27 protein-coding genes and 1 pseudogene are annotated in these 23754 nt (G+C 67.8%); 12 read left to right on the forward strand and 16 right to left on the reverse strand.

Annotated features, from left to right (window positions below):
- Positions 1 to 239: pseudogene (locus FV227_RS07845) on the forward strand (porin family protein); the annotation flags it as partial.
- Positions 240 to 1249: 1010 nt separating this feature from the next.
- On the opposite strand, the gene FV227_RS07850 reads toward FV227_RS07845, so the two are convergent.
- The 3 genes from FV227_RS07850 to FV227_RS07865 form a co-directional block, all read right to left on the reverse strand.
- Entirely contained in the window at positions 1250 to 2494 is a 1245-nt protein-coding gene (locus FV227_RS07850; RefSeq protein WP_246686371.1) for a divalent metal cation transporter, read from the reverse strand.
- 195 nt (positions 2495 to 2689) lie between these two features.
- Positions 2690 to 3613 (reverse strand): alpha/beta hydrolase, encoded by a 924-nt coding sequence (locus FV227_RS07860; protein WP_147841697.1) that lies wholly within the window; start codon positions 3611 to 3613, stop codon positions 2690 to 2692.
- 181 nt (positions 3614 to 3794) lie between these two features.
- On the reverse strand, positions 3795 to 4088 hold the full coding sequence (locus FV227_RS07865) for a hypothetical protein (protein WP_147726442.1): 294 nt from the start codon (positions 4086 to 4088) through the stop codon (positions 3795 to 3797).
- A 344-nt stretch (positions 4089 to 4432) separates the two neighbouring features.
- Here FV227_RS07865 and dps point away from each other — a divergent pair, with 344 nt between their 5' ends.
- On the forward strand, positions 4433 to 4984 hold the full coding sequence (gene dps / locus FV227_RS07870) for a DNA starvation/stationary phase protection protein Dps (RefSeq protein ID WP_147726444.1): 552 nt from the start codon (positions 4433 to 4435) through the stop codon (positions 4982 to 4984).
- A 1425-nt stretch (positions 4985 to 6409) separates the two neighbouring features.
- On the opposite strand, the gene FV227_RS07875 is transcribed toward dps, so the two are convergent.
- The gene (locus tag FV227_RS07875) at positions 6410 to 6652 is read right to left on the reverse strand and encodes a hypothetical protein (protein WP_147726446.1); all 243 of its coding nucleotides are present in this window, start codon (positions 6650 to 6652) and stop codon (positions 6410 to 6412) included.
- Between the two features lie 161 nt (positions 6653 to 6813).
- On the opposite strand from FV227_RS07875, the gene FV227_RS07880 reads away from it, so the two are divergent.
- Both FV227_RS07880 and FV227_RS07885 read left to right on the forward strand, forming a co-directional pair.
- Positions 6814 to 7029, forward strand: coding sequence for a hypothetical protein (locus FV227_RS07880; RefSeq protein WP_147726447.1), 216 nt, complete (start codon positions 6814 to 6816; stop codon positions 7027 to 7029).
- Positions 7030 to 7035: 6 nt separating this feature from the next.
- The gene (locus FV227_RS07885) at positions 7036 to 7377 is read left to right on the forward strand and encodes a hypothetical protein (RefSeq protein WP_147726449.1); all 342 of its coding nucleotides are present in this window, start codon (positions 7036 to 7038) and stop codon (positions 7375 to 7377) included.
- A gap of 18 nt (positions 7378 to 7395) precedes the next feature.
- Here the strand turns inward: FV227_RS07885 and FV227_RS07890 are convergent, their stop codons facing one another.
- Positions 7396 to 7623 (reverse strand): hypothetical protein, encoded by a 228-nt coding sequence (locus FV227_RS07890; protein WP_147726451.1) that lies wholly within the window; start codon positions 7621 to 7623, stop codon positions 7396 to 7398.
- 1188 nt (positions 7624 to 8811) lie between these two features.
- On the opposite strand from FV227_RS07890, the gene FV227_RS07895 reads away from it, so the two are divergent.
- Both FV227_RS07895 and FV227_RS07900 read left to right on the forward strand, forming a co-directional pair.
- The gene (locus FV227_RS07895) at positions 8812 to 9039 is read left to right on the forward strand and encodes a hypothetical protein (protein WP_147726453.1); all 228 of its coding nucleotides are present in this window, start codon (positions 8812 to 8814) and stop codon (positions 9037 to 9039) included.
- 147 nt (positions 9040 to 9186) lie between these two features.
- Positions 9187 to 9396, forward strand: a complete 210-nt coding sequence (locus FV227_RS07900; RefSeq protein ID WP_147726454.1) for a cold-shock protein — start codon at positions 9187 to 9189, stop codon at positions 9394 to 9396.
- Between the two features lie 735 nt (positions 9397 to 10131).
- Here the strand turns inward: FV227_RS07900 and FV227_RS07910 are convergent.
- Positions 10132 to 10317 carry a hypothetical protein gene (locus FV227_RS07910; RefSeq protein WP_147841692.1) on the reverse strand — a complete coding sequence of 62 codons (186 nt, stop codon included), beginning with the start codon at positions 10315 to 10317 and terminating at the stop codon, positions 10132 to 10134.
- A gap of 258 nt (positions 10318 to 10575) precedes the next feature.
- On the opposite strand from FV227_RS07910, the gene FV227_RS07915 reads away from it, so the two are divergent.
- Positions 10576 to 10833: a hypothetical protein gene (locus FV227_RS07915; protein WP_147858695.1), complete on the forward strand. Its 258-nt coding sequence runs from the start codon at positions 10576 to 10578 to the stop codon at positions 10831 to 10833.
- A 158-nt stretch (positions 10834 to 10991) separates the two neighbouring features.
- On the opposite strand, the gene FV227_RS07920 is transcribed toward FV227_RS07915, so the two are convergent.
- Positions 10992 to 11234 (reverse strand): hypothetical protein, encoded by a 243-nt coding sequence (locus FV227_RS07920; protein WP_147726460.1) that lies wholly within the window; start codon positions 11232 to 11234, stop codon positions 10992 to 10994.
- A gap of 46 nt (positions 11235 to 11280) precedes the next feature.
- Between FV227_RS07920 and FV227_RS30290 the strand changes: the two genes are divergently transcribed.
- Entirely contained in the window at positions 11281 to 11412 is a 132-nt protein-coding gene (locus tag FV227_RS30290; protein ID WP_279593219.1) for a hypothetical protein, read from the forward strand.
- A gap of 34 nt (positions 11413 to 11446) precedes the next feature.
- Here the strand turns inward: FV227_RS30290 and FV227_RS07925 are convergent, their stop codons facing one another.
- Positions 11447 to 12478, reverse strand: coding sequence for a fumarylacetoacetate hydrolase family protein (locus tag FV227_RS07925; RefSeq protein WP_147726462.1), 1032 nt, complete (start codon positions 12476 to 12478; stop codon positions 11447 to 11449).
- Between the two features lie 136 nt (positions 12479 to 12614).
- Here FV227_RS07925 and FV227_RS07930 point away from each other — a divergent pair, with 136 nt between their 5' ends.
- On the forward strand, positions 12615 to 13262 hold the full coding sequence (locus FV227_RS07930; protein ID WP_147726464.1) for an SOS response-associated peptidase: 648 nt from the start codon (positions 12615 to 12617) through the stop codon (positions 13260 to 13262).
- Positions 13263 to 13289: 27 nt separating this feature from the next.
- Here FV227_RS07930 and FV227_RS07935 read toward each other — a convergent pair whose 3' ends face one another.
- The 4 genes from FV227_RS07935 to FV227_RS07950 all read right to left on the reverse strand — a co-directional run bounded on the left by FV227_RS07935 (position 13290) and on the right by FV227_RS07950 (position 16734).
- Positions 13290 to 13541, reverse strand: coding sequence for a hypothetical protein (locus FV227_RS07935; protein ID WP_147727295.1), 252 nt, complete (start codon positions 13539 to 13541; stop codon positions 13290 to 13292).
- A 445-nt stretch (positions 13542 to 13986) separates the two neighbouring features.
- A complete protein-coding gene (locus tag FV227_RS07940; RefSeq protein ID WP_147727294.1) occupies positions 13987 to 15951 on the reverse strand; it encodes an alpha/beta hydrolase domain-containing protein in 1965 nt (654 codons plus the stop codon).
- Between the two features lie 209 nt (positions 15952 to 16160).
- Positions 16161 to 16508 (reverse strand): hypothetical protein, encoded by a 348-nt coding sequence (locus tag FV227_RS07945; protein WP_147727293.1) that lies wholly within the window; start codon positions 16506 to 16508, stop codon positions 16161 to 16163.
- Between the two features lie 28 nt (positions 16509 to 16536).
- The gene (locus FV227_RS07950) at positions 16537 to 16734 is read right to left on the reverse strand and encodes a hypothetical protein (protein WP_147727292.1); all 198 of its coding nucleotides are present in this window, start codon (positions 16732 to 16734) and stop codon (positions 16537 to 16539) included.
- 320 nt (positions 16735 to 17054) lie between these two features.
- Here FV227_RS07950 and FV227_RS07955 point away from each other — a divergent pair, with 320 nt between their 5' ends.
- Positions 17055 to 18047, forward strand: coding sequence for an AraC family transcriptional regulator (locus FV227_RS07955; RefSeq protein WP_147727291.1), 993 nt, complete (start codon positions 17055 to 17057; stop codon positions 18045 to 18047).
- Positions 18048 to 19590: 1543 nt separating this feature from the next.
- On the opposite strand, the gene FV227_RS07965 is transcribed toward FV227_RS07955, so the two are convergent.
- Positions 19591 to 19830, reverse strand: coding sequence for a hypothetical protein (locus tag FV227_RS07965; protein ID WP_147727290.1), 240 nt, complete (start codon positions 19828 to 19830; stop codon positions 19591 to 19593).
- Between the two features lie 217 nt (positions 19831 to 20047).
- Here FV227_RS07965 and FV227_RS07970 point away from each other — a divergent pair, with 217 nt between their 5' ends.
- Complete coding sequence (locus FV227_RS07970) at positions 20048 to 20278, forward strand: hypothetical protein (RefSeq protein ID WP_147727289.1); 231 nt, start codon at positions 20048 to 20050, stop codon at positions 20276 to 20278.
- Between the two features lie 84 nt (positions 20279 to 20362).
- On the opposite strand, the gene FV227_RS07975 is transcribed toward FV227_RS07970, so the two are convergent.
- On the reverse strand, positions 20363 to 20641 hold the full coding sequence (locus FV227_RS07975) for a hypothetical protein (RefSeq protein ID WP_147727297.1): 279 nt from the start codon (positions 20639 to 20641) through the stop codon (positions 20363 to 20365).
- Between the two features lie 356 nt (positions 20642 to 20997).
- On the opposite strand from FV227_RS07975, the gene FV227_RS07980 reads away from it, so the two are divergent.
- On the forward strand, positions 20998 to 21702 hold the full coding sequence (locus FV227_RS07980; RefSeq protein ID WP_187274722.1) for a hypothetical protein: 705 nt from the start codon (positions 20998 to 21000) through the stop codon (positions 21700 to 21702).
- A 454-nt stretch (positions 21703 to 22156) separates the two neighbouring features.
- Here FV227_RS07980 and FV227_RS07985 read toward each other — a convergent pair whose 3' ends face one another.
- Both FV227_RS07985 and FV227_RS07990 read right to left on the reverse strand, forming a co-directional pair.
- Entirely contained in the window at positions 22157 to 22468 is a 312-nt protein-coding gene (locus FV227_RS07985) for a hypothetical protein (protein ID WP_147727288.1), read from the reverse strand.
- Between the two features lie 171 nt (positions 22469 to 22639).
- Positions 22640 to 23710 (reverse strand): UV damage endonuclease UvsE, encoded by a 1071-nt coding sequence (locus FV227_RS07990; protein ID WP_147841683.1) that lies wholly within the window; start codon positions 23708 to 23710, stop codon positions 22640 to 22642.
- Between the last annotated feature and the right edge of the window lie 44 nt (positions 23711 to 23754).

Consider the following 23754-nt stretch of genomic DNA (forward strand, 5'->3'; position numbering starts at 1 on the left):
CGACCGACTCGTTCCTGAACTTCTTCCGCTCCTCGGCCGTGACGCTGAAGGTGGAAGGCCTGTACGTGAACCTCGACCAGGGCGGCCGCAACAACGGCGCCTTCGCCTCCAACTCGACCGGCACCGTGACCCTGACCTCGCCGGGCGTGACCGTCGTGCAGAGCGGCCTGAACCGCAACAACAGCACCGAGTTCGCCGTCGTGCGCGCCGGCCTGAACTACAAGTTCGGCTCGTACTAGGACCTGCCGGATCGGCCGCGGCTCGCCCAGAGCCGCGGTTCGGTTGGATGGGTCGGTCGATCAAACAACGCCCCAGTAGAGACCTCCTGGGGCGTTTGTCGTTTTCCGAACCCGACCGTCTAAAAATCGGGGCAAGAAACAAAAAAGCGCGCCTTTTAGGGCGCGCTTGAGTTGTTTAATTCTAGATGGACTGGAACGAATTCTATTCTATCCGAAGTCGGATCGAACGCAATAGGTGTGGTATAGCTTTTGCCGGGCTTCAAAGGTTATCCCCGCTCACCGCTGCGCTGTAGTCCGATCCGCCGCTTTCCAATGTCCCATCTGCTGCTGCCGCATCGCCGGCAATGCATGAGTAGGGCGGGAAGCTGTACCGCATCCCAGCCGAGGCCGTGGCGACCTACGGGACCGACAGCAGGTTCAAGGCGCGGAGACCATAACGGCGTCAGGTCACGGCGGACCCTGACGCGTCCCGGTGCGACCTGCAATCCGGCGAGCGTAGTGTCGGACATGCGACGTGGCGGGGAATGCGCTGACGGGCGCAATGGTAGGAGGGGCTTTCGATGCAGCCATTCCGGCCGCCGGTGCCGCCGCTTCTGGGCTCATGAACCGTCTGACCGGCTCCGCCTCTCCCGAGGTCGCAACCCTCGCCCGCACGGCGCGAGCCCGCTTTGGCATACCGATGATCCGAGCCGGGCGGATCCGCGACGCCTTGGATGGTGCTCAACGTGCTCTCGATCGTGCGATTGCGTGTCGAGAACAGTCCCGGCTCCCGGGCCGGCGCCCCGTTCTCATTCGCGGGACGATCGTTCGGCGCCATTCCGTCCACGCGGCCCGGCAATCTCGCCGCGGCAAGCACCTCCTACGATCCACGTCGAGGACTGGCAGGCGTGGATCGCCGATGGCTTCGGCATCGTGACGAACGGCATGCTCTGCGTCACCGGCCCGGAACTGACGGCGGACGAGTGGACGGCGCGGCCCTGACTCCGCTTCGAGATCGGGTTGCGATCGCCCTAGAGCAGCCCAACCCCATCGAGGACACCAACCATCGCGAAGGCGATCGTGAGGCCGGATACGACGTAGACCACCCATTTGTAGGTGCCTTCGACCCGCCGGTCTGGCGGCAGGGCACGGGTGGCGAGCAGGATGAGGAAGCCGAGGGCCAGCGGCAGCAGGAGCGCGTTCATCACTTCTACGGCGACGTTGAGCGCTACAAGGTTCGGTACGAGCTGCACTCCGATCGCACCTGCGACCACAACTAAGGTGAAGGCGCCGTAGAAGGCTGGTGCCTGACGCGGCGACAAGGTGAGGGAGTGCGCTCGGCCCGTCAGGTCGCCGAAGCCCCAGGCGAGCGACAGTGCGACGACGTTGAGTGCCACGAACGCCGCCGCGATGATGCCGACCCCAAAGGCGACGTGTCCGAGCCATGGGCCCAGCGCCGGTGTGAAGGCATCTGCTAGTTGGCCGACCGTATCGAGCCCTTGGGCTGTTCCGCGACCGCCCTTCCCGATGGTGGCAGCCGCCGCGATCAGGATCGCCCCCATCACGCATTGCGAGATGATCGCACCGACGAGGGTATCCAGGCGCGAGTCGCGTGCGTGTTGCCAGCCAAGGCCCTTATCGACGATCGCCGACTGCTGGTAGAAGATCATCCATGGCATGATGACTGCGCCGATATTGGCTGCGATGAGAACCCGGAAGCCGCCGTCGTTTAGCGATATGTGCGCGAACGAGGCCAGGATTTCGCCTGGGTCAGGTTTGGCCGCAATAGCGAGTCCGATGAACACGAGTTCGAACAAGCCGACGGCGATGGCTACCACCTCGACACGCCGGTAGCCCCCGGTGAACACCAGCCACAGCAGGATCGCCACCGGTAAACCAAGGCTGACGATCCGCGGCACACCGAACAGGTCACCGATGCCGGCGATCCCCGAGAACTCGGTGACGATGGCTCCGATACCGGCCACGACGAGACCGCCAAATGAAATCCAGGCCCAAGCGGGTCCGAAATGCTCTCGGATTAGCGCGCCGTGACCACGGCCTGTCGCCGTGCCGAGGCGGACGGTGAGTTCCTGAACGATGTAGAGGATCGGCACGAGCAGGAGTTGCAGCAGAAGCAGGGAATAGCCCCAACGCGCTCCGCTCTGCGCGGCGGTGATCAGGCTCCCGACATCGGTGTCGGCGAGCATCACGACAAGGCCGGGTCCTGCGGCCTTGAGAAACGCGGATATGCGGGGCAGGTAAGCGGTGTCGGGCACGGCATTGCAACCGGAACGGTCAAGGCGGGTTCCGAGCGTCCCAGTAAACCATGGTGCGTCACAGAAACCCGCTCCCCCAGGGCCCCTTGAGCGCGTTCGCCCGGCCGATGCAGCCGACGACCATTCGCGGATCGCGGTGCCCGGATGATCCCCTGATCTGGATGAGATCAGCGCACCGGAAGCGACGTTCAGCCTTCAACCCAGCATGTCGAGGGTCTGGAGCCACGCATGACACAGGGTGGGCCAGACGCTTGCGGGCGTGCCCGGCTCCCCAATGCCGAAACCATGGCCGCCCTTGCTGAAGCGGTGGAACTCGACCGGGACGCTCATGTGCCGACAGGCCGTGTCGAGGATGCGGCTGTTCTCCGGACTGATCACGGGATCGTCGTCGGTCTGCACGAGGAAGAGCGGCGGGCAGCCCGGACGCAACTGTGTCTGGAGCGACCAGGCGGTCCGCGCTTCGGGCTTCGGCTGCTCGCCGACGAGGTTCCGCCGGGTGCCCGTGTTGTCGTAAGGCGGCTCCAGCGTGACGACCGGATAGATCAGGGCCGCGAAGTCGGGACGGGCCAACTGCCGATCGATCTCGTCCACCGGCGCGTAGGTGCGTAGGCCGGCACGCATCGCGAGCGTGCCGGCGAGATGTCCGCCCGCCGAGAAGCCGACGACCCCCATCCGCTGCCGGTCGAGCCCCATCGCCTCCGCCCGCGAGCGCATCGTCCGCATGGCCCGTTGCGCGTCCTGCAGGGGAACCAAGGTGCCGTCGGCCCAGCCCTCGTTGGGTAGGCGGTAGGTGAGGACGAAGGCCGTCACCCCGATGTCGGTCAGCCAGCCTGCGGCCGGATAGGCCTCCTTGACCAGGCCGATGCGTCGATAACCGCCGCCGCCGACGACGAGTGCCGCGGCACCGTTCGGCTTGGGCGGAATGAAGATGTCCAGCAGGGGCTCGGATATGTTGAAGGCGGCCCCATCGATCTCGGCCTGTTGGGTCCCCATCGGGCCGCCCCCACCCGGTGGGGCGCTGGGCCAAAGCCGCAAGCGCTCGGACCGTGGCTGAGCGCAAACGCTGGTCGCGATCGCGCTCGCGCCGGCAGCGAGGATCAAGGAGCGGCGGTCGAGCATGGTGATCCAGCGCGGCGAGGTGGAGCCTTGCAAGCAAGACCCATGCAGCGGTGAAGCGAAATCATCCGGGGGACGTTTCGGAGTGAGGCCCCGGGAGCTGCTGTAGCAGGTCCAGCATCATGGGAACCCGCTTCCCGAGTGCGCCCTATCCGGCATCGGCTGCGGCGCTATCTCAGACTGACTACTCGCGGTTCGCAGCGGTCATAGCGCGAGCGACAACTTCCCGTAGGGCTGTCTGTCCATCCACGAGGAACCAAGCTCGCAACGCATCCGTGGTCTCGGGCCTGTCGTCCACCCGCTCGCGGAACAGGTCGCTGTAACGTGCGAGTTCACGTTCAAGGAATGTGTCAAGGTAGCTCGGCCCTTTCGCTTTGGCGAGGTCGAGAAGGGCGTCATCGAGGACGCGACGCATCATCTCTCCGACCATGGCTGAGACGTAGATGGCTTCAGGACTGCCTTGCTCGGGCTCTTTCAATCCGGTCTCCGTAAGGGTGGAGGATGGCGAGCCTGTGCCCGCCAGCTGAGGCGCCGTGCAATCGCATCGGCGCCTGCATGCAGCCTTTAGCCCGCATTCGGCTTGAAGTCGCCCCACGAGGATCGCCCGAGGCTCGGCCTCTTCATCCGGCTCCTGCTCGCCGAGCAGCGCGGTAATTCTAGCCACCCACGGTGCCCAGCACCGTCGTTCGATCGTTGCAGAGGAACCGGCGCCCGATGGCGGTCTTGAAGGGAGCGAGCGCTCATCGCGCGCATCCCAGACGCTGTCGCCTAGGCTGCTGCAGAGCGCCTTCCGGCTGTTGCTGAAACTTGAAGGGACCTACCATGGCCGACACGAACGCCTCCCAGGGGCAGCGCCTCCACGAGACCCAGAACGGCACCAAGTCCAACGCGAAGCAGGTCTCGACCGACGCGCTCAACGCCCGGCTCGCGGACGGCATCGACTTGGCGCTGGCGGTCAAGCAGGCCCACTGGAACCTGAAGGGTCCGCAGTTCATCGGCATCCACCTGATGCTGGATGGGTTCCGTACCGAACTCGACGATTACAACGACAAGGTTGCCGAGCGCATCACGCAGCTCGGCGGCACGGCGCGGGGCACGGCGACCGCGGTGGCCGCTGGCTCGCAGCTCGCGCCGTATCCGCTCGACGCCTATCGGATCGCAGACCATCTTGCGGCGCTGATCGATCGCTATGCGGTCTATGCGAACGCCGTCCGCCAAAACATCGACGACACCGACGAGGCGGGCGATGCCGGCACGGCGGACCTCTTCACTGAGGTCTCGCGCGGCGTCGATAAGCAGCTCTGGTTCCTCGAAGCTCATGTCCAGGAGCCAACTGGCGCGATGCGCGATGGTGATCACGACGGCAAGCGCTGAGGCGCGATACGGCGATTCGGCTGACGCCGGCACGAGAGCCAAGATCGCATCCCTCAGATGAGCGATGCGATCTTGGCGGTCTCGACACATCGATGCCGGGCGGCTTCGTGCCGGGTCGATCGTCCTGCCCGTGTCCGGTGCGCCGAGGAAGCGGTGAGAGCACGATGTTCGCTCTCAGCCTGATCTGCCTCTCGGCGGGAGCCACATTCGCCAGTGTCGCTCCGCAGCGACTCGCGCGGCAGGCCACGTTCGAGAGCATGGGGGGCTGCCCGATTGTCGGCGGCCCCTGCCTGCCTGGTGCTGGGCTGCCGCTGTGCCGCTGAGCGAAGCGCCAACGCGCCTGCCTTACCGTCCCGCCATGACCTCAAGCCACGGTAGCGGCAGCCAGATCGTTGCCCCGGCCGCCCCAAGGGAGAGGTGCGAACGGGATCACCGCGCGCTCGGCCGCCGCGACCGGCAGCACGCCGTCAGAGGCGATGGCAGGCATCCGTGCGGCTACGAGAGGCAGGAAGGCACCGAGAAACGGTGCGGCGGGCGAGGTCGGCCATCAGCGCGTCTCGCTCCGTTCGGCAGCGACGAGGCGTCAGCGGCGGGCAAGGCCGAGCGCCCAGGCATGGGCCTCGCGCTGATCGGTCTCGCCGGCCGCGGATCCGGTGCCGGTAGGAGGCCCCAAGGCGGAGGCAGACCGCGTGATCCTGCCGGGCGTGCAGCAGGCGGACGGCGGGGGAGCGGATCCGGTCGGAGGCCATCGGTCCGACCGCGATGCGCGCGGTCGGCGCGGGAGGACCTTGGCGGCGGCCCAGGCGCCCGCGAGCGCATAGGACATGCACATGCCCCAGGCGTCGCCAGTCACTTCCATGCGGGCCTGAGCCGAACGGATCGCGGCGCGCTTGATGGCGGAGCGGTCGAAGGTGCCGTCGCGGTTGACCAGCGGGGCGACGGTGGCGGCGAAGCGCTCGGCGCTTTCGGTCGAGACGACGACGGCAGCCCTGGGAACGCCTGTCCGAGGTCTCCCGCCTTGCCGGCCTCCTCGCCGATCAGGTGCTGGACGCGCAGATCATGAGTCGGCCAGTCCCGAGCAACATATCCGGGCGCTACTCAGCGCAGCCTTCCAGCTGGACGAGCACGACCTTCCGCTTCCTTCGCTGCCTCAGCAGATCGTCCACGGGGCGAAACGCGGAGCCGACCGATGCCAGGAGCCTTCGAGCGTGCGGGTCTGAAGTTCATCTCCGAAATCGGAGGTGGTTCCGGCAGCCGGTTCCGTGAGGAGAAGGCGCGGAGCCGGACGAAAGTCACCGTCCGGATCAGCTCGCCAGCAGGAACGAGGCTGGCCGAAGGGACGGAACGAACGGCCGCGCCGAGCCGAGCCGCATTCAAATGTATCGCGTCTCATGGCTCGAACATGCGTATCTCGCGCTTTGAGCCCTAACCCCAATCCTGGCTGTCCAGCGTGCACGCGCCATTGGCGACGCTTGCGATGGCCGACATCGCGGCGTCGAGGGAGGCGTGCGCGCGTTTCACAGTCACGAGAAGGCCCGCCTCATCCGGCTGGATCTGGAAATCGTCGGTATCCTTCGGCCTTGTGATCTTGCCGAGGCTCCGTCCCAGCCGATCTTTGAGATCCCATGCCTTGCCGGCCGACCCTGTCGGTGTGAGAACGACGTCCATTCATCTGATCCTTAAGAGCGGGGAGGGTCGCTCCAAAGCCCTACAATTTCGGTCGAAGGCCTCAGGCAATTCAGGAGCAGGACCACATCGCGACCAATCAGGACTGCGCTGTCGATGCCCTTCTGCGACAGATCGAGTGGAACCGCTTCGACGATACCGAAGTGGGCCACACACCGTTCTTGAATGAGTCGGCCTCGGCGACGATCGCGGCGCAGCTTCGCACAATCGGTGAAAGCATTCACGCCATCGGAGGACTGGATGCGGTCGACGAGGCGATCCTCCGGATCACCGAAATGAATTCCGGCTTTTCCGACCAGCGGTCGAGGCTCTTGGAAGCGCTTTGGTCTTCCATAGGCCACGATGTCGGGACGGCGTGACGCTGGATGTTCCCGCCCTCGATCCTGCCAGCCGTGGCGATCAACTTGCAGGCTTTGGCTTCGACGACCGGTGAACGCTTGATGTCGGGCCTTCAAGCGCATGCCTCACTGATCGTCCTTTCCGCTGTCGCCCTTCTCGGCGTTCGCAGCGTTGCCCGTGACCGTCATGCGAACGTGGTTGGCGGCTTCACGATGTTTTTCGATACGAGCTTGCGCCAACGTATCGTCGGCTTCGGCATCCCTTTCGGCTACAGGGGAACGCCCGGCATCGTCAGCCCTGTGAGATCGCTGATCCGCGAGGCTCGGTTGCTGAGGCATAAAACGCTCCTTGCATGTTCGATTCCGTGATCCGGCAGCGAGTTCAGATCAGGCACGTCCGAGCCACATCAGGAGGAACCCTGCCAGGGGTAGGCTGAAGCCCAGCACCACCCGGATATCGAGTTCCTTGGAATGCTGTGCCATGCGCCATCGGCGACAGGCCAAGTGCTCCGCTTCCATTCCCAGGATCATAAGACATAGACCGACGTACACCGGCATGGACGGCAGCGCGATTTCTCGCATGATCGCCTCATTTTGCTGGTTCTGAAGGGACAACGCCTCGCGGAGGCAATCGGGTACAGAGAAAATAACTCCAAAGGATCCTGAGGATTTCAGCTGAGATTGAGCAAGATCCTGGCGGGCATCGGGGCCGCCGGCACGCCGATGGTGGGGCGGCGCGCATGAGGTCGTCGTTGCGCGGTGCCGCGAGCACGTCGCGACAAACAAAAGCGGTCGCCGCCACCGTGCGGGCGTCTAGGCGGCAGGTACCGTCGTGAACCGAGCGTCCCAATCGGTACTTTCGGCTCGTCCTGGACTTACCGCGCAGTCTGCCAAAGGGCTGTTATCTCTCGAAATGCCGTATCGGCACTTGCCTCAGATGCCCCCTGTGATCCGAAAGATCGGATCGATTGGCGTACGACCAAATCATCCTTCATGATCGTCCAGTCGAAGCGTCCTGGCTCCGACTTGGACGGGTTGATCCGTATCGTATGCGGGTTCGGCGTGAAGGTGATCATGCCCGACATATAGGGCCTCGGCGCGTACAGCGTTCAAGGCGTGATCGAGCCGGCGGATCGCCGAGGGGCTCAAGAGGGCCGCCTGCGCCGGGCAGCGCCTTCCCTGTTCGCCGGCACTATACCAACACCGGGTACGCAGACGTATGCCGGCCCGGCCGCCTCTGCTGATCGACCGGCTGGCAACGGATCACGGGCACCTTCCCAGCAAGCCGGGCTCAGGACCGGATGGCCGGTGCGATGAACGACGCACCCATCCGCCGTGATCGGATTGGAGGACCGGCCTGCTTCGCCTTCAGCGTTCCATTAAGCGCCTGCTAACCGCCGGCCGACACCTTCGCGGGCATGTCGAAGCGTACCAAGCGGACCGCACGAGCCCTTCTCTGGATCACGTCGCTGGCCCTCTGCTGCTTTGCGGCCGTCATGCTGATGCAGATCAACCGGCCCCCGGATCAGGTGGCGAGGCGGGTGGGAGACGGAGATCCCATCACAACGGGCTCGATACCGCCCACGCCTATGCGCTGGTGTGGAGCAGCGCCATGGTGTCGGTGAAGCGTCGCCGATCGGCCTTTTGGACCGGAGGAATATCCGAGGTGCCCGGCTGCGCATTCCACGCGCTTACGGGTCCACGATCGAACGGATCGAAACGAGCTTGAGCTTGGTTCTTCCATTCTCCGGTCGACCGACGGGAGAAGGCTGTCGCTTCTGGCGGCATGCGAGGAGAACCATCTTGCGCTCATCCATCATTGCCGCCGCCCTGTTCGCCGCGCTCGGCGCAGCGTCGCTCTCCACGTCCGCCTCCGCTGCACCGATGGGCCCGTCCGCCGCTGTGGCCGCACCCGCCGAGCTGGTGACGAATGTCCGCATGGAGCGCCGGATGATGCATCGTCGTATGATGCGCCGGCCGATGATGCGCCACCGCATGCATCGTCGGGGCATGATGCGCCACGGCATGTAAACCAGTTCGGGCCCGTATGGCCTTGACGAGGCTCAGCCCGCCCGGCACCGCCGCGGCGGGCTTCGCTCTTTGGAACGTCGCGTGAGGGCCATCCGTTTGGCCTGCGAGCGCCCCGCTTTGGTGCGCCCGAGACGTCTAGGAACTTCTATGAGCATCGGCACCGTTAAGTGGTTCAACGAGACCAAGGGCTACGGCTTCATCGAGCCGAATGACGGCGGCAAGGATGTGTTCGTTCACATCTCGGCCGTCGAGCGCGCCGGGATGCAAAACCTGGTCGAGGGCCAGAAGGTCTCTTATGAGGAAGAGACCGACAAGCGCAGCGGCAAGCTGTCTGCCGGCAATCTGAAGGCAGCCTAAAACTGTCCCGTCCGGGGGATGGGCAAAGCACCTGAAAAGCCCGCCTCCGGCAGAGTCGGCGCCCCGAATCTACAGTGCTTGGATGCGCTGATCGGGGCGCATCAGGGTCGCCTTACGGTTGGACACCTTCCACACCGGCAACGACCCTTCGCGGACGAACATAGCGAACGCCTCGGTCGCTTCCGCACTCCCGATAGCACCCGCTCCTTCCACGGCGCGACCCACGACGCAGGCCCCTTCGAGACCATTCGCGCAAGGCGCACTGCCCTCGATCGCGAAGATCACCCCTGATCGGTCTGGCCTCAGCGCGTTCGGCAATGCGCCGATCTTGCGCCAGAGACAGTACCACCGCACGCACACCTCAGGGCGATCCTGATAGATCCCGCACGCCGTCCCAGTGCTATGCCGACAGAGGACGCCCGCAGGCTTGGCAAGCACCTCGATCGCGGGAACCCGGCAGCAAGCCGTGCACGGTCCACATGTTCGGCCTGGAACAAGGGCACCTACGGCCGGTGTGGTCGGGTGGTGCTTCGGGGTCAAATCGTTCCGTTCCCGATGCGGTGCGTGAAGGTCTGCGATCCGATCGAGGATCACGTCGGGCAGCTTCTGAGCTACGCGCTGAGAATGCAGGCCCACCTCCGCGAGGCCGTGGCTCACCCCGCGCGGCAAGCCTCATGGAGACCCTCGCAGCGTCGACTTAGCGGGACCTGCGGTCGTGTCGACCCGGCGGGTGGTTCAAAGGCTCTTGGTCGTCACCCCGAGCGCGAGCAGAGCGTAGGCGCCGATGAAGAACCACTGCCGGTGCGCGAGCACCGTGCGCCCGACCATCGGGACCTTCGTGTAGAGGCTGGCGACCGCCAGGCCGATCAGCACCGCGGAAGCGAGGAAGGTGAGTAGGCGCGGGGCGGACAAGGTCGGCATGCCGCGATTTTCATGCGCGTGCGGTTGCCAAGCCGTTACCGTGCCAGACGCTCGTCGCATCCCGGCAGGATAGCCCCAGCGACGGCGTCGTCGAGACGCGGTGAGATCCGGGATTCCCCCCGTCCCGTGAGCAGACCGGGGCGGGGCCGAACCGTACGCGTTCACGTGCCACAGGAACGAGCCCTGCAGCGATCGGTTTGCCCTGCTCATCCGGCGGGGGCGTATCGATCCGCCCCCTGGAACGACAGGAGAGCGACGATGGCGAATGCAGGCAAGCACGGCATGCACCCTGGAAGCCATGGCAAGGGATCGGGCTCGGGAGCGATGACCGAGTTGCCGGAAGGCGTGATCGAGGACAACGCGGTGCTCAGCAATCGCGACAAGGCCCAGCATGGGGATGAGCGCGGCCTGGACAGCAAGACCGTGCAGACCGAGCAGTACCAGGATCACTCGGCCAATCGGCTGGGGGATGACAAGGACCAAGCGCAGGGCGGCGGCGACGCCGGAAATTCCTAGCCTCGCGACAACCCGCCCGGTCCATCGGGCGGGTTTCCCGTACCGTTATCCGCCCCGCAGGCTCTCGGCGAAATCCTCCGGCACCTCGCCGAACTGCCCAAGGAGCGTTGCGCCTTCCAGCTCGCCGGTCTCGTCGGCGGCGTTCTTGAACACGCCGCCTATACCAGCACCTCACCCGTACCCGTCATCTCGACGAGCACATTTCCGAGGTAGGCTCCCAGGCGCTTCAGGGCGCCCCGATCCGGGGCGTCGATCCAGAAACCGATAAGGGCAGGCTTACCGTCCAGACGACGCAGCACCGACTCGGCCATCAGAGCCGCCTCCCGCTCGGTCGAGGCGAACAGGGTACGCTGAGCGCCGGCCGCTAAGATCGTGATTTCGAAGGGGGTGACGCTTGGCATACCAAGCCAACGTGTTGCGTTGCAAAATCGTTGCGTGCCGGACCCCATGACGGTTGGCAGCGTTCTGCTGACCCGTGCCGACCTTGAGGCCGTGCGGATTTGGGGCACGAAGTTCGAGATGCGGACGCCGCGCCCCACGACGCAGGTCGGCGCGCTGCCGATCGCGGTGGCCGGCTGATCGAGCGCCCGCCTCTCGATCGAGGGTGCACCACTTACGCCGGGACGGCCTGGATCACGTTGCGCAGGGTGCCGAGGCCGACGATCTCCGTCTCCATCACATCGCCCGGCTTGAGGAATTCGGGCGGCTTGCGCGCGTTGCCGATGCCGGGGGGCGTGCCGGTGGCGATGATGTCGCCGGGCACGAGGGTGAGGCCGTGCGACAGCTCGGCGATGATGCGGGCGACCTTGAAGTACATCTGAGCGGTCGAGGCGTCCTGTTTCACCACGCCGTTGACGCGGGTCAGGAGACGGAGATTCGAGGGATCGAGGTCGGATGCAGGCACGATCCACGGGCCGATCGGTCCGTACCCGTCCAGGCTCTTCCCCTTGAACCACTGCCCGCCGTGCAGCTTGATCTGCATGTCGCGCGCCGTGGTGTCGTTGATGACGCTGTAGCCGAACACGTGGGCCATCGCGTCGGCTTCTGTGATGTTGCGTCCGCCCGTGCCGATGATGACGGCGAGCTCGACCTCCCAGTCGATCGCCGTCGACACCGAAGCATCGTAGGGGATCGGGTCGTAGGGGCCGTTGATCGTGTTGACGCCCTTGGTGAAGAACACGGGATGGGCGGGGTACTCGGCGTTCGTCCCCCGGACGGCCTGACCCTCGGCGAAGTGCTCCAGGTAGTTCCAGCCGACCGCGTAGATGTTGCGCGTCGGTGCCGGGATCGGCGCCAGCAGCCGCACCGTCTCGACCTGCGGGCCATCCCCGGCGGCCGCGGCCCGGCGCACGGCATCAAGCGCGGCCGGTCCTGCCGTGATGAGCGAGACCATCTGCGCCGGATCCACGCCCGGCACTCCAACCTGCGTCAGGTCGACGACGCGCCCGTCCGAGCGGACCACACCGAGCCGCGGCGTGCTGCCCGCGTCGGGTGCGAAGGTGACGAGACGCAGAGCCTCTCCGCTCGGCGGGGGTATCGGATGCCCCGGACCCGAGGCTGGCGCCTGCGCCGAGGCTGACCCGACCAGGGCCCCGACCGCCGTCGCGGCGGCCGTGAGATGCAGGAAGTCGCGCCGAGTGCTCATCGATGGTCCTCCGCAGCGCTCGCCCTTCATCGGGGCAAGTCGCGCGAGCGAATTTTGAATTCATATGATGCGGGATGCAATCGGGCTCGCGCAGCGTGCCTTGCTCTTTCGCGCTTTGGCGGCGCACGATGTCGGGATGTGCAACCTCTACAGCCTCGACAGGGGTCAGGACGCGATCCGCAAGGCCTTCGGGGTCGAGCGCGACGAGACCGGCAACCTGCCGCCGCTGCCGGCGATCTTCCCTGACCAGATGGCGCCGGTGGTGCGTTTGGCCGAGGGCGAGCGCGCGTTGGCGATGATGCGCTGGGGCTTCCCCTCGCCGTCGAGCAAGGGGCCGCAGCACCCGGTCACGAACGTGCGGAACGTGAGGTCGCCCTACTGGCGCCCGTGGCTGAAGCCGGAGCAGCGCTGCCTCGTGCCGGTGTCCTCGTTCAGCGAGTACGCGGACACCAAGCCGCGCAAGACGCCGGTGTGGTTCGCGCTCGACGAGGACCGGCCGCTGTTCGCCTTCGCCGGGATCTGGCGACCGTGGACGGGCGTGCGCGGCCCGAAGCGCGACGAGCCCGTCGAGGAGGAACACCGGCTCTACGCCTTCCTCACGACGGAGGCGAACGGCGTCGTCGGGCCGGTGCATCCGAAGGCGATGCCGGCGCTGCTGACCACGCCGGAGGAGTGGCGCACGTGGCTGGAGGCGCCGGTGGTGGAGGCATTGCAGCTTCAGCGGCCGCTGCCGGACGAGGCCATGCGCGAGGTCGCCCGCGGCAAGCGGAGCGATGGGACTTAGGCCCCGGATCGACGGTGCGTGATGCGCTTACTGCGCGTCGTCGGTGCCGACCATTCGCATGGTGGCGCCAAGCCGACCCCGATCGAGCCCCTTCGCGACGTAGCGCTCATCCACCCGGGCAACCCGCATCGGCGCCGGAGCACGCCCGACGACGTTCAGATTGCTCCGCACAGCCCGCTCGAGCTGAGATCGCACCGCGCCGTCGGCCAGGATCGCAAGGCCGCCCACGGTCGCGACAGCGAGGACGCTGCGGGTGATGATCGAGGTCAACGTGAGCATGTAAGGCACCTGAAGGATGCCTCACGGTAACCGAAGGGCTCCGCTGTGGCTGCTACAGCCACGCCACAGCCAGCACAAAAAGCGAACGGGCCCTACGCGAGAGGGAGCGTGTTCGCGGGCTTCAGTAGGCGCGTGACCGAGGCGGCGGGGGCGGGCCGTCATCGTCGTCGTCATCCGGCGGAGGCGGCCCCCGCCGACGCGGCGGAGGCAGCGGCCTGTCGTCATCGAAGTCCGGCGGGGGCGGTCGGTAGCGGTGTGGCGGCGGCCCGTCGTAATCCTCATCCGATGGAGGCGGAGGGCGCCGATCGTCGTAGGGTTGAGCCGAGGCGCCGGCCGCCGCGAGGACGAACAGAGCAGCGCCGGTGAGACGTGCGCGCATGAACTCTCCATGGAGCGAGACCGCGCGAGCGGTGGCCCAGCTTTCTCTTCGACCTGCCAGTTTCGGCTAGGGGGTCGCTCCTTGGCGTGCCGCCGCGATCAGCCGGTCTCCGTCCTCGCGCAGCAGCAGATGATCCGAGACGAGAGCATCGACCGACTTCGCGACAGCCGCGACGTAGGCGTCCGGCTCGGCGTAGCGCTCCTCCAGGGACGGGCGGGGGTCGCCGGCGGCCGTCCGTTCGGCCCGTGTGCGTGCGAAGGGGATCTCGCTGCCCTCACGATCGCACAGGGCGCCGGCCGGGAACGGGTCGGCATACAGGTTCCAGCCGGTGAAGGTCGCGCGGGGGGCTGCGACGGCGGGTAGGCGGATGCCCGCCACGTCGTTGCCGTCCGCGTCGACCCGCGGCACCAGCGGGCGGTACTGCGGCCCGGTCTCGGGGCGGGGATCGACGTAGGTGCCGAACCGCGCGATCGCGTTCGGCGTCGTCGGGACCGGGATGCCGACCAGGAACGGAAAGCCGATCTCGGCGGCGTCCACCAGCGTGCCGTCCGACAACCGCGGGACACGGCTGTCCGGCGGGGCCTTGCCCGCGGTCACCCATTCCTCGAGCGCGACCAGCAGTGCCCGCAGGGCCGGCGCCGGGTTCAGGGTGCTGCGCAGGTTCGCGCACGCCCCCTTGGTCGAGGTCAGACCGGCGCGCCCGTAGTGAAAGCCGCTGGAGACCAGGAAGGCGCGCGACGTCTCGGGCAGCGCCACGTCGGTCCGGCCGAGCGGATCCGTCGTGAGCATCGAGGCGCCCTTCTGCCAGTACTCGGTCCCGGTGTTCACCTCGATCAGGAGCGGATCGAAGCCGTCGCCGCGCAGGAGCGCGCCGGTTCGGCCGGTGACCGGATCGTGCTGCCGTGCGGTCGAGAACGGAAAGGCGTTCTCGGGATAGAGGTGGTCCTCGTGCTGCGTGTTGGTGCGGGAGGGCTGCCCGAACCGGGCGTTGAGGAAGATGCCGCCGACGCCCGCGATGTGCGAGAGCATGCCGTCGAAGACGCGGCGGCCGGCTTCGTCGCGGTTGAAGCCCTGGTAGACGAAGTCGCGCAGGTAGCGCCCGCTCTGCGAGATGCCGAGGGCGACGGCATGGCGGATGGTGCCGCCGGCCGGGTTCGCGCCGTCGGCGGCACCACCGCGCAGATAAGCCACCACGTCCCGCGTCGCGGCGAAGCCGATGCCGAGCACCTTCGGTTCGGTGGCCGGGTAGGTGAACTCGTAGAGCGATCCCGGCAGGGGCTTGGTACCCTTGGGCAGCAACTCCAGCTGTCGCGGCGTGGCGTAGTGCCAGGCTTCGGCCGGGACCGGGCGAGGCGGATCGCCCTCGCGCCGGCGAACGGTGAGCCGCGCGTCGGCCTTGTCCGGGCCGGCGGTCTTGAAGGTGAGATAGAACGGGGCCTCGGGCGGCCCGCGCGTCGCGCTGACGAGCTCGTCGCGCACCGTCTCGACGATCGGCGTGCCGTTGCGGCCGGCGACCGGAACGTCGATGGCCATGCCGCCCTGCTGGCGCAGCGCGTCCGCCTCCCAGCCCGACCAGACGACCGTGTCGCCGCGGCGCAGGACGAGGCCGGTGCCGGCGTCGGTGGCGGTGCGCGGATCGTTGACGGCCTGGGCCGCCTGGGCCGGCGCGTCGAGCACCCAGTTGAACAGGAACTTGCGGCCACGGTTCAGCACCTCGAACAGCAGCGTGCCGCTGCCGCGGGCCGGATCCTTCGGGCGCAGCATGAACAGGTCGGTCTGGTACGCGACCATGCCGCGCGCGTTGCGGGGCGCGAGCGCGATGTCGACGATGCCGGCATTGGCCGGGTCCGCCGGGTCCAGCTCGCCGCGCGCCGTGCCGATGACGCGCTCGTAGGCGCCGACCGCACCGAACGCGACCCCGTCGGCGAAGGGCTCGACCGTCGTGATATCGATGCCCACGATGCGGGATTGCGCAGGCGCGACGCCCAGGGCGCAGCCGAGCACGGCGATGATGACGCCACTGGTTCGCATGGTCACTCCCGAGGTCCGGCTCTACGAAGGCCGGTACCATCAGCAATCACATGGAGGCGTGAGCGTCGAGAGGGATGACTCCTCGACAGATGTCGCCCCCGCCGACCTGTCAGGTGCGGCATCGTCCTCGGGCTTGGGGCGACGACGGTCCGCAACGCGCCATCGCACCCCGCAAGCCACGATGAGCGGGCGTTCCGTGCATCTGACGGCTACGGCTCGGCCGCGCTGCCGACGGGACTGAAGTCGCCCCGGCGCTTCCGGACGGCCTGCGACGCGTCGAGATGCGAGAGCGGACGCCCAACCTCCACCGCGAGGTCGTCGTCGAGCGGGCCCGAGACGATCTCGATCGTCGCGTCCGGGAACGCTGCCAGGATGGCTGCAAGGATGGCTGCTGAATTGTCTCCAGGCGGCTCCGATCGATCGGCTGGGGGCTCCGCAAGGGCTCGCTCGATAATCCGGATCATGCCGCACGATGGTACGGCCGGCGGGGTGGAGGCGCGGGCCGGGCGGCACAACGCGGCGTTCGGCCCTGCCGTACCCGCCTCGTCGATCGCCATTCACGCGCGCCACGCGACATGCAGGCGCTCAGTCGCCTCGTCCCTTGCTCTCGACCCGCAGCCAGCTGTGCCAGGCGCAGCCTTGGACCCCCTTCGGGAAGAACGCCCCCCGCTGCAGGTTGCCGTGCTCGCGCCGGATCCGGCCGACGCGGTAGCGATCCGCATCGCGGGCGATGAGGTCGCAGTCGCTGTCGGGCTGTGTGCGGGAGCCGATGAGGCTACTCACGCCAGCCTCGCGTACCCCTCTCGGCCGCGAGCATCCCGAGGAAGCCCGACCCGATCGAGTAGAGCGGGACAAAGCCGTGGCGGCGGGTGCTGCATTCTGAGGGCGCGTCGGGCGATGACGATCGTCACACGCTGCCGGGCGTGCGAGGTCTCGACGCAGTATTCAGACGCTCAACCAGAAGATGGAAAGCGACCCGCAAATCGAGTACGCCGATGCTCGCCCTACTCCCTGAACAGCGCTTCATTGGATCTCAGGGCGAGTAGACCTGCGGCCCGCCTCCCTCGCGAGAGGCGATCTCCTCGAGGAAAAGAAGCAGCGTCATGAGCGTTGTTCGGCATTCTTCGTTCTCGACCGATGACTTGCCTGAGCGCGATCGCTTCGACGCGTGGCGGACCTTGTTCAGCGCTCACGATCTGGATGCGGACCCGCACGGCTTCTCTGCTCGCATCGACACCACACAGATCGGTCCGGTCCTGCTGCACGTCATGAACGCCTCGCCTCAGAGGACAGGCCGCACGCGATCTAAGATCAGGCAGGACGGCCAGGAGCGGTTCACCCTGCTGCTGAGCCAGCACACCTACGCGATCGAGTCGGATCACGGCACCCAAAAAGTTCCGCCCGGTGCTTTCACGCTCAACGACCTCTCGCAGCCTTATCGACGCAGCCGAGTTCGCGAAACAAACTCACTAATCGTGAGCCTCGCGCGCGACAGCGTCGCTCGCCTGCTTCCTAACGAAGAAACGCTGCATGGGGCGATCCTCGCTGGTCCAACGGCCTGCCTGCTTGCTGAACATCTCCGCGGCTTGGTCGCGCATCGGCACACGATAGGGACGGACCAGGCGCTCGACATTGCGCAGGCCACGCTCCACTTGCTTGCAGCCATAGCCCGGCCCGACCGGGATCGGCAGGCGATGGCAAGTGCCCCGGCAAGCATGGCCCGATTGTCCGCCTCGAAACGGTACATCCGCAGCAACCTTGCCAAGGCGCTGACGGTCGAGCAGATCGCATCGGCTGTCGGTTTGTCTCGGACCCGATTGTACCACCTGTTCGAACCTGAAGGCGGGGTAGCCCGCTATCTGATGCAGCAACGTCTCGCTGCCGTGAGGGCGGCTTTGGATGATCCGCATGAGGGCCGAAATATCGGCGTGATCAGTGAAGCCTACGGGTTCGGTAATTTCAGCCACTTCAGCCGAACCTTCCGGGAGGCTTACGGCCAGAGCCCTCGGGACTACCGCGCGTCACGCAAAACATCTGGAGAGCTAGAATTGCCGAGTTCACCGGCTGCAGCAACATGGATGCGAGCGCTCGGCTAAGTCGCTCGCGGGGCCGTCGGCCGCGCCAGCAGGATCGCGGTTCGCACCATGCCGCGCCAAAATTCCCGGATGCGCCGGGCTCGGCGACCGCCTTCCGCGATGGCTCATGGTCCTTCACCGCGGCGGCCGGGTCCACCGTGTGCCCGCTCGCGAACCGGAACAGGCTGACGGTCGGGTCGCGCATGGGGTGATCGTCGTGGCAGGCGGGAGCGGACGCTACCAAGGCGATGTCGGTGCGGGGGCCGCCGAAAATAACCCTTCCGCCTCAATGCCCCCCCTCCCCCCAGGTGCGGGGCAAACAGTCTCGATGATAAAGGGTTGTTTGAGACCTGCTCGGGGAGCCATCACCTTTCCAAAACCTTGGTCTCGTTCATCGCTTCGCCCGGCGCTCCGCATCGAGCCCGAAGGTGCGGGGACAGGTCCGCGCGACCGGACCGGCGGCCGCGCCATCGCGCACATCGGCGGGAACGGCTCCATGTCCTCGAAAGCCAGCCCGCGCGCTCCGATCGGCCAGCGCGATCCTGGCCGCCCCGGCCCGCCGATGGCGGCGATGCCGGCGGGTGCGTTTCCGATCGCGAAAACCGGCTGAGGGAGCGCCTGTGCGATCTCCGGGGCCGCCGGCTCGTCGTCGCGTGCCCGCCGTGCAACCGGCGCGGCACCTACGACCTGGCGCGCCTCCGGCAGCGGTTCGGCGACCACGCCGACCTCTACGACGTGTATCTGCGTCTCACCCGGACGTGCGGCCGCCGGCAGGCGGTCGGCCCCCGGGAGCCGGCCCGGTCCGGCCGGACGTGTCGCGCCATGATCGGCGTCGAGGGCGGCGACGGGCGCACGGGATTGCCGTCCCGCACGTGACCTTTCGACGGCGATCGCGGGTCGGCCGCGGCGAGGCGGCAGAGCGGGCGAGGTCGCAACGGCCTCGAGCCGCCGAGCCTTCGGACGGGATCGGCAAGTTCGCCGCCCGAGCATGGAGGCCGCCCGACGACATGGACGGGGGCGGCGCTCCGAATGACCCCTGCGTTGCCGACCGCCTGCTCGCGACGATCCTGCGCTGGGTCGACGCCCGGGGTGATCGCGGCGGCTATGCCCGCCGTTCCGGCATCGCGGCGGCCGACAGACGGGGGCGACTTCGAGCCGGCGGGCATCGGTGGTCCTATGACGCGTCGGCCGGGCGATGCCGCATCGTCGCGCCGACGATCCGGCGTTCGTGCTCGGTTCGGGCGCCAGACCCGAGCCTGTTGCTCTCCGGGTGACGCTCAGGGCGCCCGGCGCGCGAGCCAAGCGGTTCCAAGACCGAGCGCCAACGCGCCGACGGCCCACGCGATTAGGAGGTAATTGTGCGGGTCCATCACCGGAGTCCCTTCAGGAGGCTGCGTGCCGCTGAATGTGGGCTGGTGCCGACCGCCAAGCAAACGCGGGACGTCGCCCCTGTGCCGACGGCGACGGACGGATCGACCGAGCCCGGCGGCCTCCGGGCGAACGCGGGCGCGAGACCTCCCGCGGCGAGGGCCGCCACCGCGACGCCGTTCAGGCCGAGGGAGTGTCAGGCCGCCAGGGCGAGGACGGCGGTTTCCCCGCCGGTCGGGGCGACGGTGTCTTTGGCTCCGAACAGGAGTTGATAGATCGCGGCAGGGGTGCGGGCGTGACCATTGCCGTCGACGATCCGGACGTCGGCCAGGCCCGAGGCCTGCAGCGATAGGCCTTGCTCCAGAGCGTCCAGCATCGAGTTGTAGTGATGCGAAAACCGTTGTGCCGATATGCGAGCGGTGACGGTGAAGTTCACGGACGCCAATCCTGACTGTCGAACTCGGCCGGCGGCCGCATGGCCGTGATCCGAGTCATCGTGATGAAGAGGAAGAGGATCGCTGGACAGGGCCGGCGCGGCTTTGGATTCGCCTCGTCGCCCGACGGCCTCCGTATCGTTGCAGATAGAGGCGGTTCGTTGACGAAAACTTAGCCCAGTATGGCAGGGACGTGTCTTTTGCGATGGGGATGCTGTCGTGACCCGGAAACCGCTGCTCGATCAGGTCGACGCCATTCAGATGGCGCGCACGTATTGCCGTCTTGTGAAAGCCGATCCCGACGCGGTCGTCGCGGGCGACTTCGTCGACGCGACCGGCCAGCGGCGCCGCGTCAGCAAAGCCCGTTGGCGCTGGTATCGGGACATCGCCGAAGCGCCGGCTCCGAAGCCGCCGGAGACCGGCGCGTCGGGAGAGGCTGCCGAGGCCTGAGCTTGGCCGGAAAAGCGCCGAAGGACGCGGTTCTCACAGGTCGGTTCGGGTTTTCACGGATCGCGGCTCGGCGGACGGGCGCAGCTATGTCCTCGCTGCCATCAGGTCGTGCGTCAGGACGGTCAACTTCCCGATCAGGCCGGTGATGTCGGCCCCCTTGCACGACCACTGCGTGCCGACCGCCTCGCCATCTGCGGACACGGACACGACGGCGACCGATCGCAGCTTGCCTTCGCGAGCCAGGACGAGCTGGTCCTGCAGCACGGCGATGATCGAGGCGGTGTCCGCGTCCGCGACCGCGGCAGAGATCCGGGCGGGAAAGGGCACGACGGCGCCTGCGTTTGCCTGTTCGTTCGTGCTCATCGCGACCTCGCCTTGCCTCGCTGGATGCGCAGAGACCTGGGTGATCGCTTGGGACAGAGTGTGGCAGCTTGTCCGTGTCGGCGAACGTCGATGCCGAGTGTGGCTGCCAGAGCACGGTGCGGCTGCCGGAGCACCAACCATCCGGTCGGCCCCGCGCGACGCTTCGCCCAGCCTCGTCTCGCACATCGGCGCCGATCCGCCTTCCCGATCGCCCGATGCCGGCCGATCGGCACGACGGGCAGCCTGCTCCCCGTCGATATCGGCCACCATGTCGGGATCGCCGTCATGCAGGCCGCGATCCGCGTGCGCGATGACCGCGTTTCCCGCGCGTCCCCATTCCATGCCGAAAGATCCGCATGACCATGACCGATCCGACGCCGGCCAGCCTGCGCGACGCGATGGCCTGCACCCTCTACGAGCACGACAGTGCGGAGATCGCCGGTGCGCCGCCCTGGATCGGCGATCGTCTGGACCGCGAGCATCCCGGGCTGCGCGCGCGCTATCTCGGGCGCGCCGATGCCCTCTTGGGCGGCCCCATCGCCGGGTTGCTCGCCCTGTTGGCGCGCCAGGGCGAGGAACGCCGGATGGTCGAGGAGGAGGTGAACGTCCTGCGCCGCCAGCGCATGGGTCCGGAGCGCGAGCGCGAACTGCTGGAAGCCAACAACCGGATGCTCGAGCGCGCCCGGGCCTCCGCGGCCGCCCAGGCCGCTGCGGAGGCGGCCCTGCCCCTGATGCAGCGCGAGCGCGACGTCGCGCGGGAAGCGGAGACCTTCTGGCAGCAATTCGCCTTCGACGCGGACGATCTGGCCACCCAGCGCCTGGTGAAGCTCACCGCGGAGCGGAACGCAGCCGAGCGCATGGCCATTCTCGAGCGCGCCCAGCGTGAACGGGTCGAGACCGCCCTGCGGCTGTTCGCGGATCGGGCCGACACGATGCCGAAGGAGGGCTGGGTCTCGGATCTGGCCGGGATGAACCGCGACATGCCGCTGTGGTGGTTCCATGCCGCGCGCGTCGCCCTGGAGCGGGCGGAGCCGAAAGCGGCGGACGATCATCCGCGGTGACGCAGGCCCCCGGCTGGGATCGCGTCGATGGCCGGGACCCGCGCCCTCTCCGTTGATGACGATCGCTTGGGTCGGCCGCTGCGAGGGGCGCCATGCGTGAAGCCGCCGGCACGCCGGGGTGCGGAACCTCCGCGAGCGTCCGGGCGCCAGGTGCCGGAAACTCGATCCCCCATCTGGAGGATGACGGCCGGTCCTGACTCGTTCACGCAGGAGGCCCGAGATCACCTTGGCCCGGCCGGAGACTTCCGCGCCGGGCCTTTTTGCGCCCCCCGCCGTGCTCTCCCGGCCCCCGGTCGGAGCACGGGCGACGGCCGGAGCGTCAGCGGATTCCGCGGGGGACCGGGCCGTCGCGCCTCGCGGACGCACCGTCCTTCCCCGCGGCAAGGCCCTCGCGGCGAGGCGGGAACGGACGCGGCGCCGGGCCCGGGCCCGGGCCCGGTCCCGGCACGCCGCGTCAGCGTCTCAGGTCGGCGGTCCGCTTCCGGGCCGACGGGGCGGCGTTCCGGTTCTGCGCCTCGTCCATCACGTCGCCGATCTTGTCGCCGACCGCGATCACGATCGCCGTCGAGGCGGCGCCCTCGGCGGTCTCGGAATGGAAGCGGCCGAGGGTGTCGGTGAGGCGCTGCTCGATGGTGCTCAGCACCGTCCGCGCGGCCGCGGCGTTCGCGGTCATCATCACGCCGGCGAGGTCGCAATAGGCCTCGCGCAGCAGGTGGAACGCCAACCTGTCGACGGCCTGCGCGTCCTCCGGGCTCAGATCCTTCATGGGGTATCCCGTCGGCCTGCCGGCGGCGCAGGCATCGCTTCAAACGCAGGGCTTCGCTGCGAACAGCCCATCGCTTCGAACAGGGCATCGCCTCGAACGCGGCCACGGTCTCGAACGGACGACCTTCGATCGGCCGCCCGATGCCGCCCTGCAACCGGTACGCCTGTGCGGCTAGGAAGGGAATGCGCCGGCTCCTCCGTCGCGGAATTCCGCCGCGAGGGCGTCGGAGGCCAGGTTCTTGGACTTCGCCTCGATCTCGAAATCCGCCCATTCCATGTGGCGCCCGACCAGGGCGTTCAGGGCCCTGTTCCACATCATGTCCGAGTGGGCGGCGAGGTCGCGCCAGGAATGCCCGGCCTCGGTCAGCGCGGCGAAGTCGGGCAGCGCGTCGCGGTCGTGCTCCGGCAGCACCGTCTCGCGCGAGACGCTGACATGGGCGAGCGGCCGCACCCCGCGCCAGGACGCGCGCACGCGCTCGACCCGCGGATCCTCCGGCGCGATGTACTCGCCGCGGCTCTCGACCCAGTGATGATGCAGGTCGAGCACCACCGGCACGCTGTCGGCGAGCGCCAGCACCGCGTCGAGCCCGAAGGCGTTCTCGTCGTTCTCGACGGTGATGAGGTCGCGCGCCGTCTGCGACAGGCGCGGCAGGGCGGCGCGGAAGCCGTCGGTGCCGGGGTCGCGGGCGCCGACATGGATGTTGATGTGGGCCCCGTGCGGGTGCCAGCCGCCGCCGTAGCCCAGCAGCGCCATCAGCTCGGCGTGATACTCGAACTCGGCGATGCCGTTCTCGGACGCCGCCGGGTTGCGCGAGGCGATCACGCAGAACGGGCCGGGATGGAAGCTGAGGCGTATGCCGGCCGCCCGCGCCGCCGCGCCGCAGCGGGCGAGGCCCGCCTCCACGAGGCGGCGCATCTCGGGCTCGGCGTAGATGTCGCGCGCCACGGGATGGGTGTAGCCCGGCAGGACGTTGCTCGCCATGCGCAGCAGGCGCGCGATCGGCGGCCGCCCGGCGACCCAGGCGATCTGGCGCTCCAGCGCCCCGAGGTTGTGGCGGACCAGATTCTCGATCTTCGCGCGCCGCGCCGCCGGAGCCAGCGCCGTCAGCGAGGCCATGGTCGCGTTGGTGAGGTTCATCTGAAGCGCCGCCTCCCGGGCGGCCTTCAGGGTCTTGAAGCCCTCCGGCGGCGGCGTGAGCACGAACTTGCAGCAGAATCCGAGGCGGGGCGCATCATCGATCATGGGTCGAGAACGCCGTGCGCCCGGTTTCGTCCCACGCCGTCGAC

Origin of the sequence: Methylobacterium sp. WL119, assembly GCF_008039875.1 — a bacterium.
Lineage (GTDB): Bacteria > Pseudomonadota > Alphaproteobacteria > Rhizobiales > Beijerinckiaceae > Methylobacterium.

Coding starts and splice junctions, on each gene's coding strand:
- FV227_RS07955 (WP_147727291.1), top strand. CDS start 17,055: ATGAGCGTTGTTCGGCATTCTTCGTTCTCGACCGATGACTTGCCTGAG.
- FV227_RS07935 (WP_147727295.1), bottom strand. CDS start 13,541: ATGCTCACGTTGACCTCGATCATCACCCGCAGCGTCCTCGCTGTCGCG.
- FV227_RS07980 (WP_187274722.1), top strand. CDS start 20,998: ATGACCATGACCGATCCGACGCCGGCCAGCCTGCGCGACGCGATGGCC.
- FV227_RS07885 (WP_147726449.1), top strand. CDS start 7,036: ATGTTCCCGCCCTCGATCCTGCCAGCCGTGGCGATCAACTTGCAGGCT.
- FV227_RS07990 (WP_147841683.1), bottom strand. CDS start 23,710: ATGATCGATGATGCGCCCCGCCTCGGATTCTGCTGCAAGTTCGTGCTC.
- FV227_RS07945 (WP_147727293.1), bottom strand. CDS start 16,508: ATGGCGATCGACGAGGCGGGTACGGCAGGGCCGAACGCCGCGTTGTGC.
- FV227_RS07900 (WP_147726454.1), top strand. CDS start 9,187: ATGAGCATCGGCACCGTTAAGTGGTTCAACGAGACCAAGGGCTACGGC.
- FV227_RS07985 (WP_147727288.1), bottom strand. CDS start 22,468: ATGAAGGATCTGAGCCCGGAGGACGCGCAGGCCGTCGACAGGTTGGCG.
- FV227_RS07925 (WP_147726462.1), bottom strand. CDS start 12,478: ATGAGCACTCGGCGCGACTTCCTGCATCTCACGGCCGCCGCGACGGCG.
- FV227_RS30290 (WP_279593219.1), top strand. CDS start 11,281: ATGACGGTTGGCAGCGTTCTGCTGACCCGTGCCGACCTTGAGGCCGTG.
- FV227_RS07920 (WP_147726460.1), bottom strand. CDS start 11,234: ATGCCAAGCGTCACCCCCTTCGAAATCACGATCTTAGCGGCCGGCGCT.
- FV227_RS07940 (WP_147727294.1), bottom strand. CDS start 15,951: ATGCGAACCAGTGGCGTCATCATCGCCGTGCTCGGCTGCGCCCTGGGC.
- FV227_RS07875 (WP_147726446.1), bottom strand. CDS start 6,652: ATGGACGTCGTTCTCACACCGACAGGGTCGGCCGGCAAGGCATGGGAT.
- FV227_RS07910 (WP_147841692.1), bottom strand. CDS start 10,317: ATGCCGACCTTGTCCGCCCCGCGCCTACTCACCTTCCTCGCTTCCGCG.
- FV227_RS07915 (WP_147858695.1), top strand. CDS start 10,576: ATGGCGAATGCAGGCAAGCACGGCATGCACCCTGGAAGCCATGGCAAG.
- FV227_RS07975 (WP_147727297.1), bottom strand. CDS start 20,641: ATGAGCACGAACGAACAGGCAAACGCAGGCGCCGTCGTGCCCTTTCCC.
- dps (WP_147726444.1), top strand. CDS start 4,433: ATGGCCGACACGAACGCCTCCCAGGGGCAGCGCCTCCACGAGACCCAG.
- FV227_RS07860 (WP_147841697.1), bottom strand. CDS start 3,613: ATGCTCGACCGCCGCTCCTTGATCCTCGCTGCCGGCGCGAGCGCGATC.
- FV227_RS07930 (WP_147726464.1), top strand. CDS start 12,615: ATGTGCAACCTCTACAGCCTCGACAGGGGTCAGGACGCGATCCGCAAG.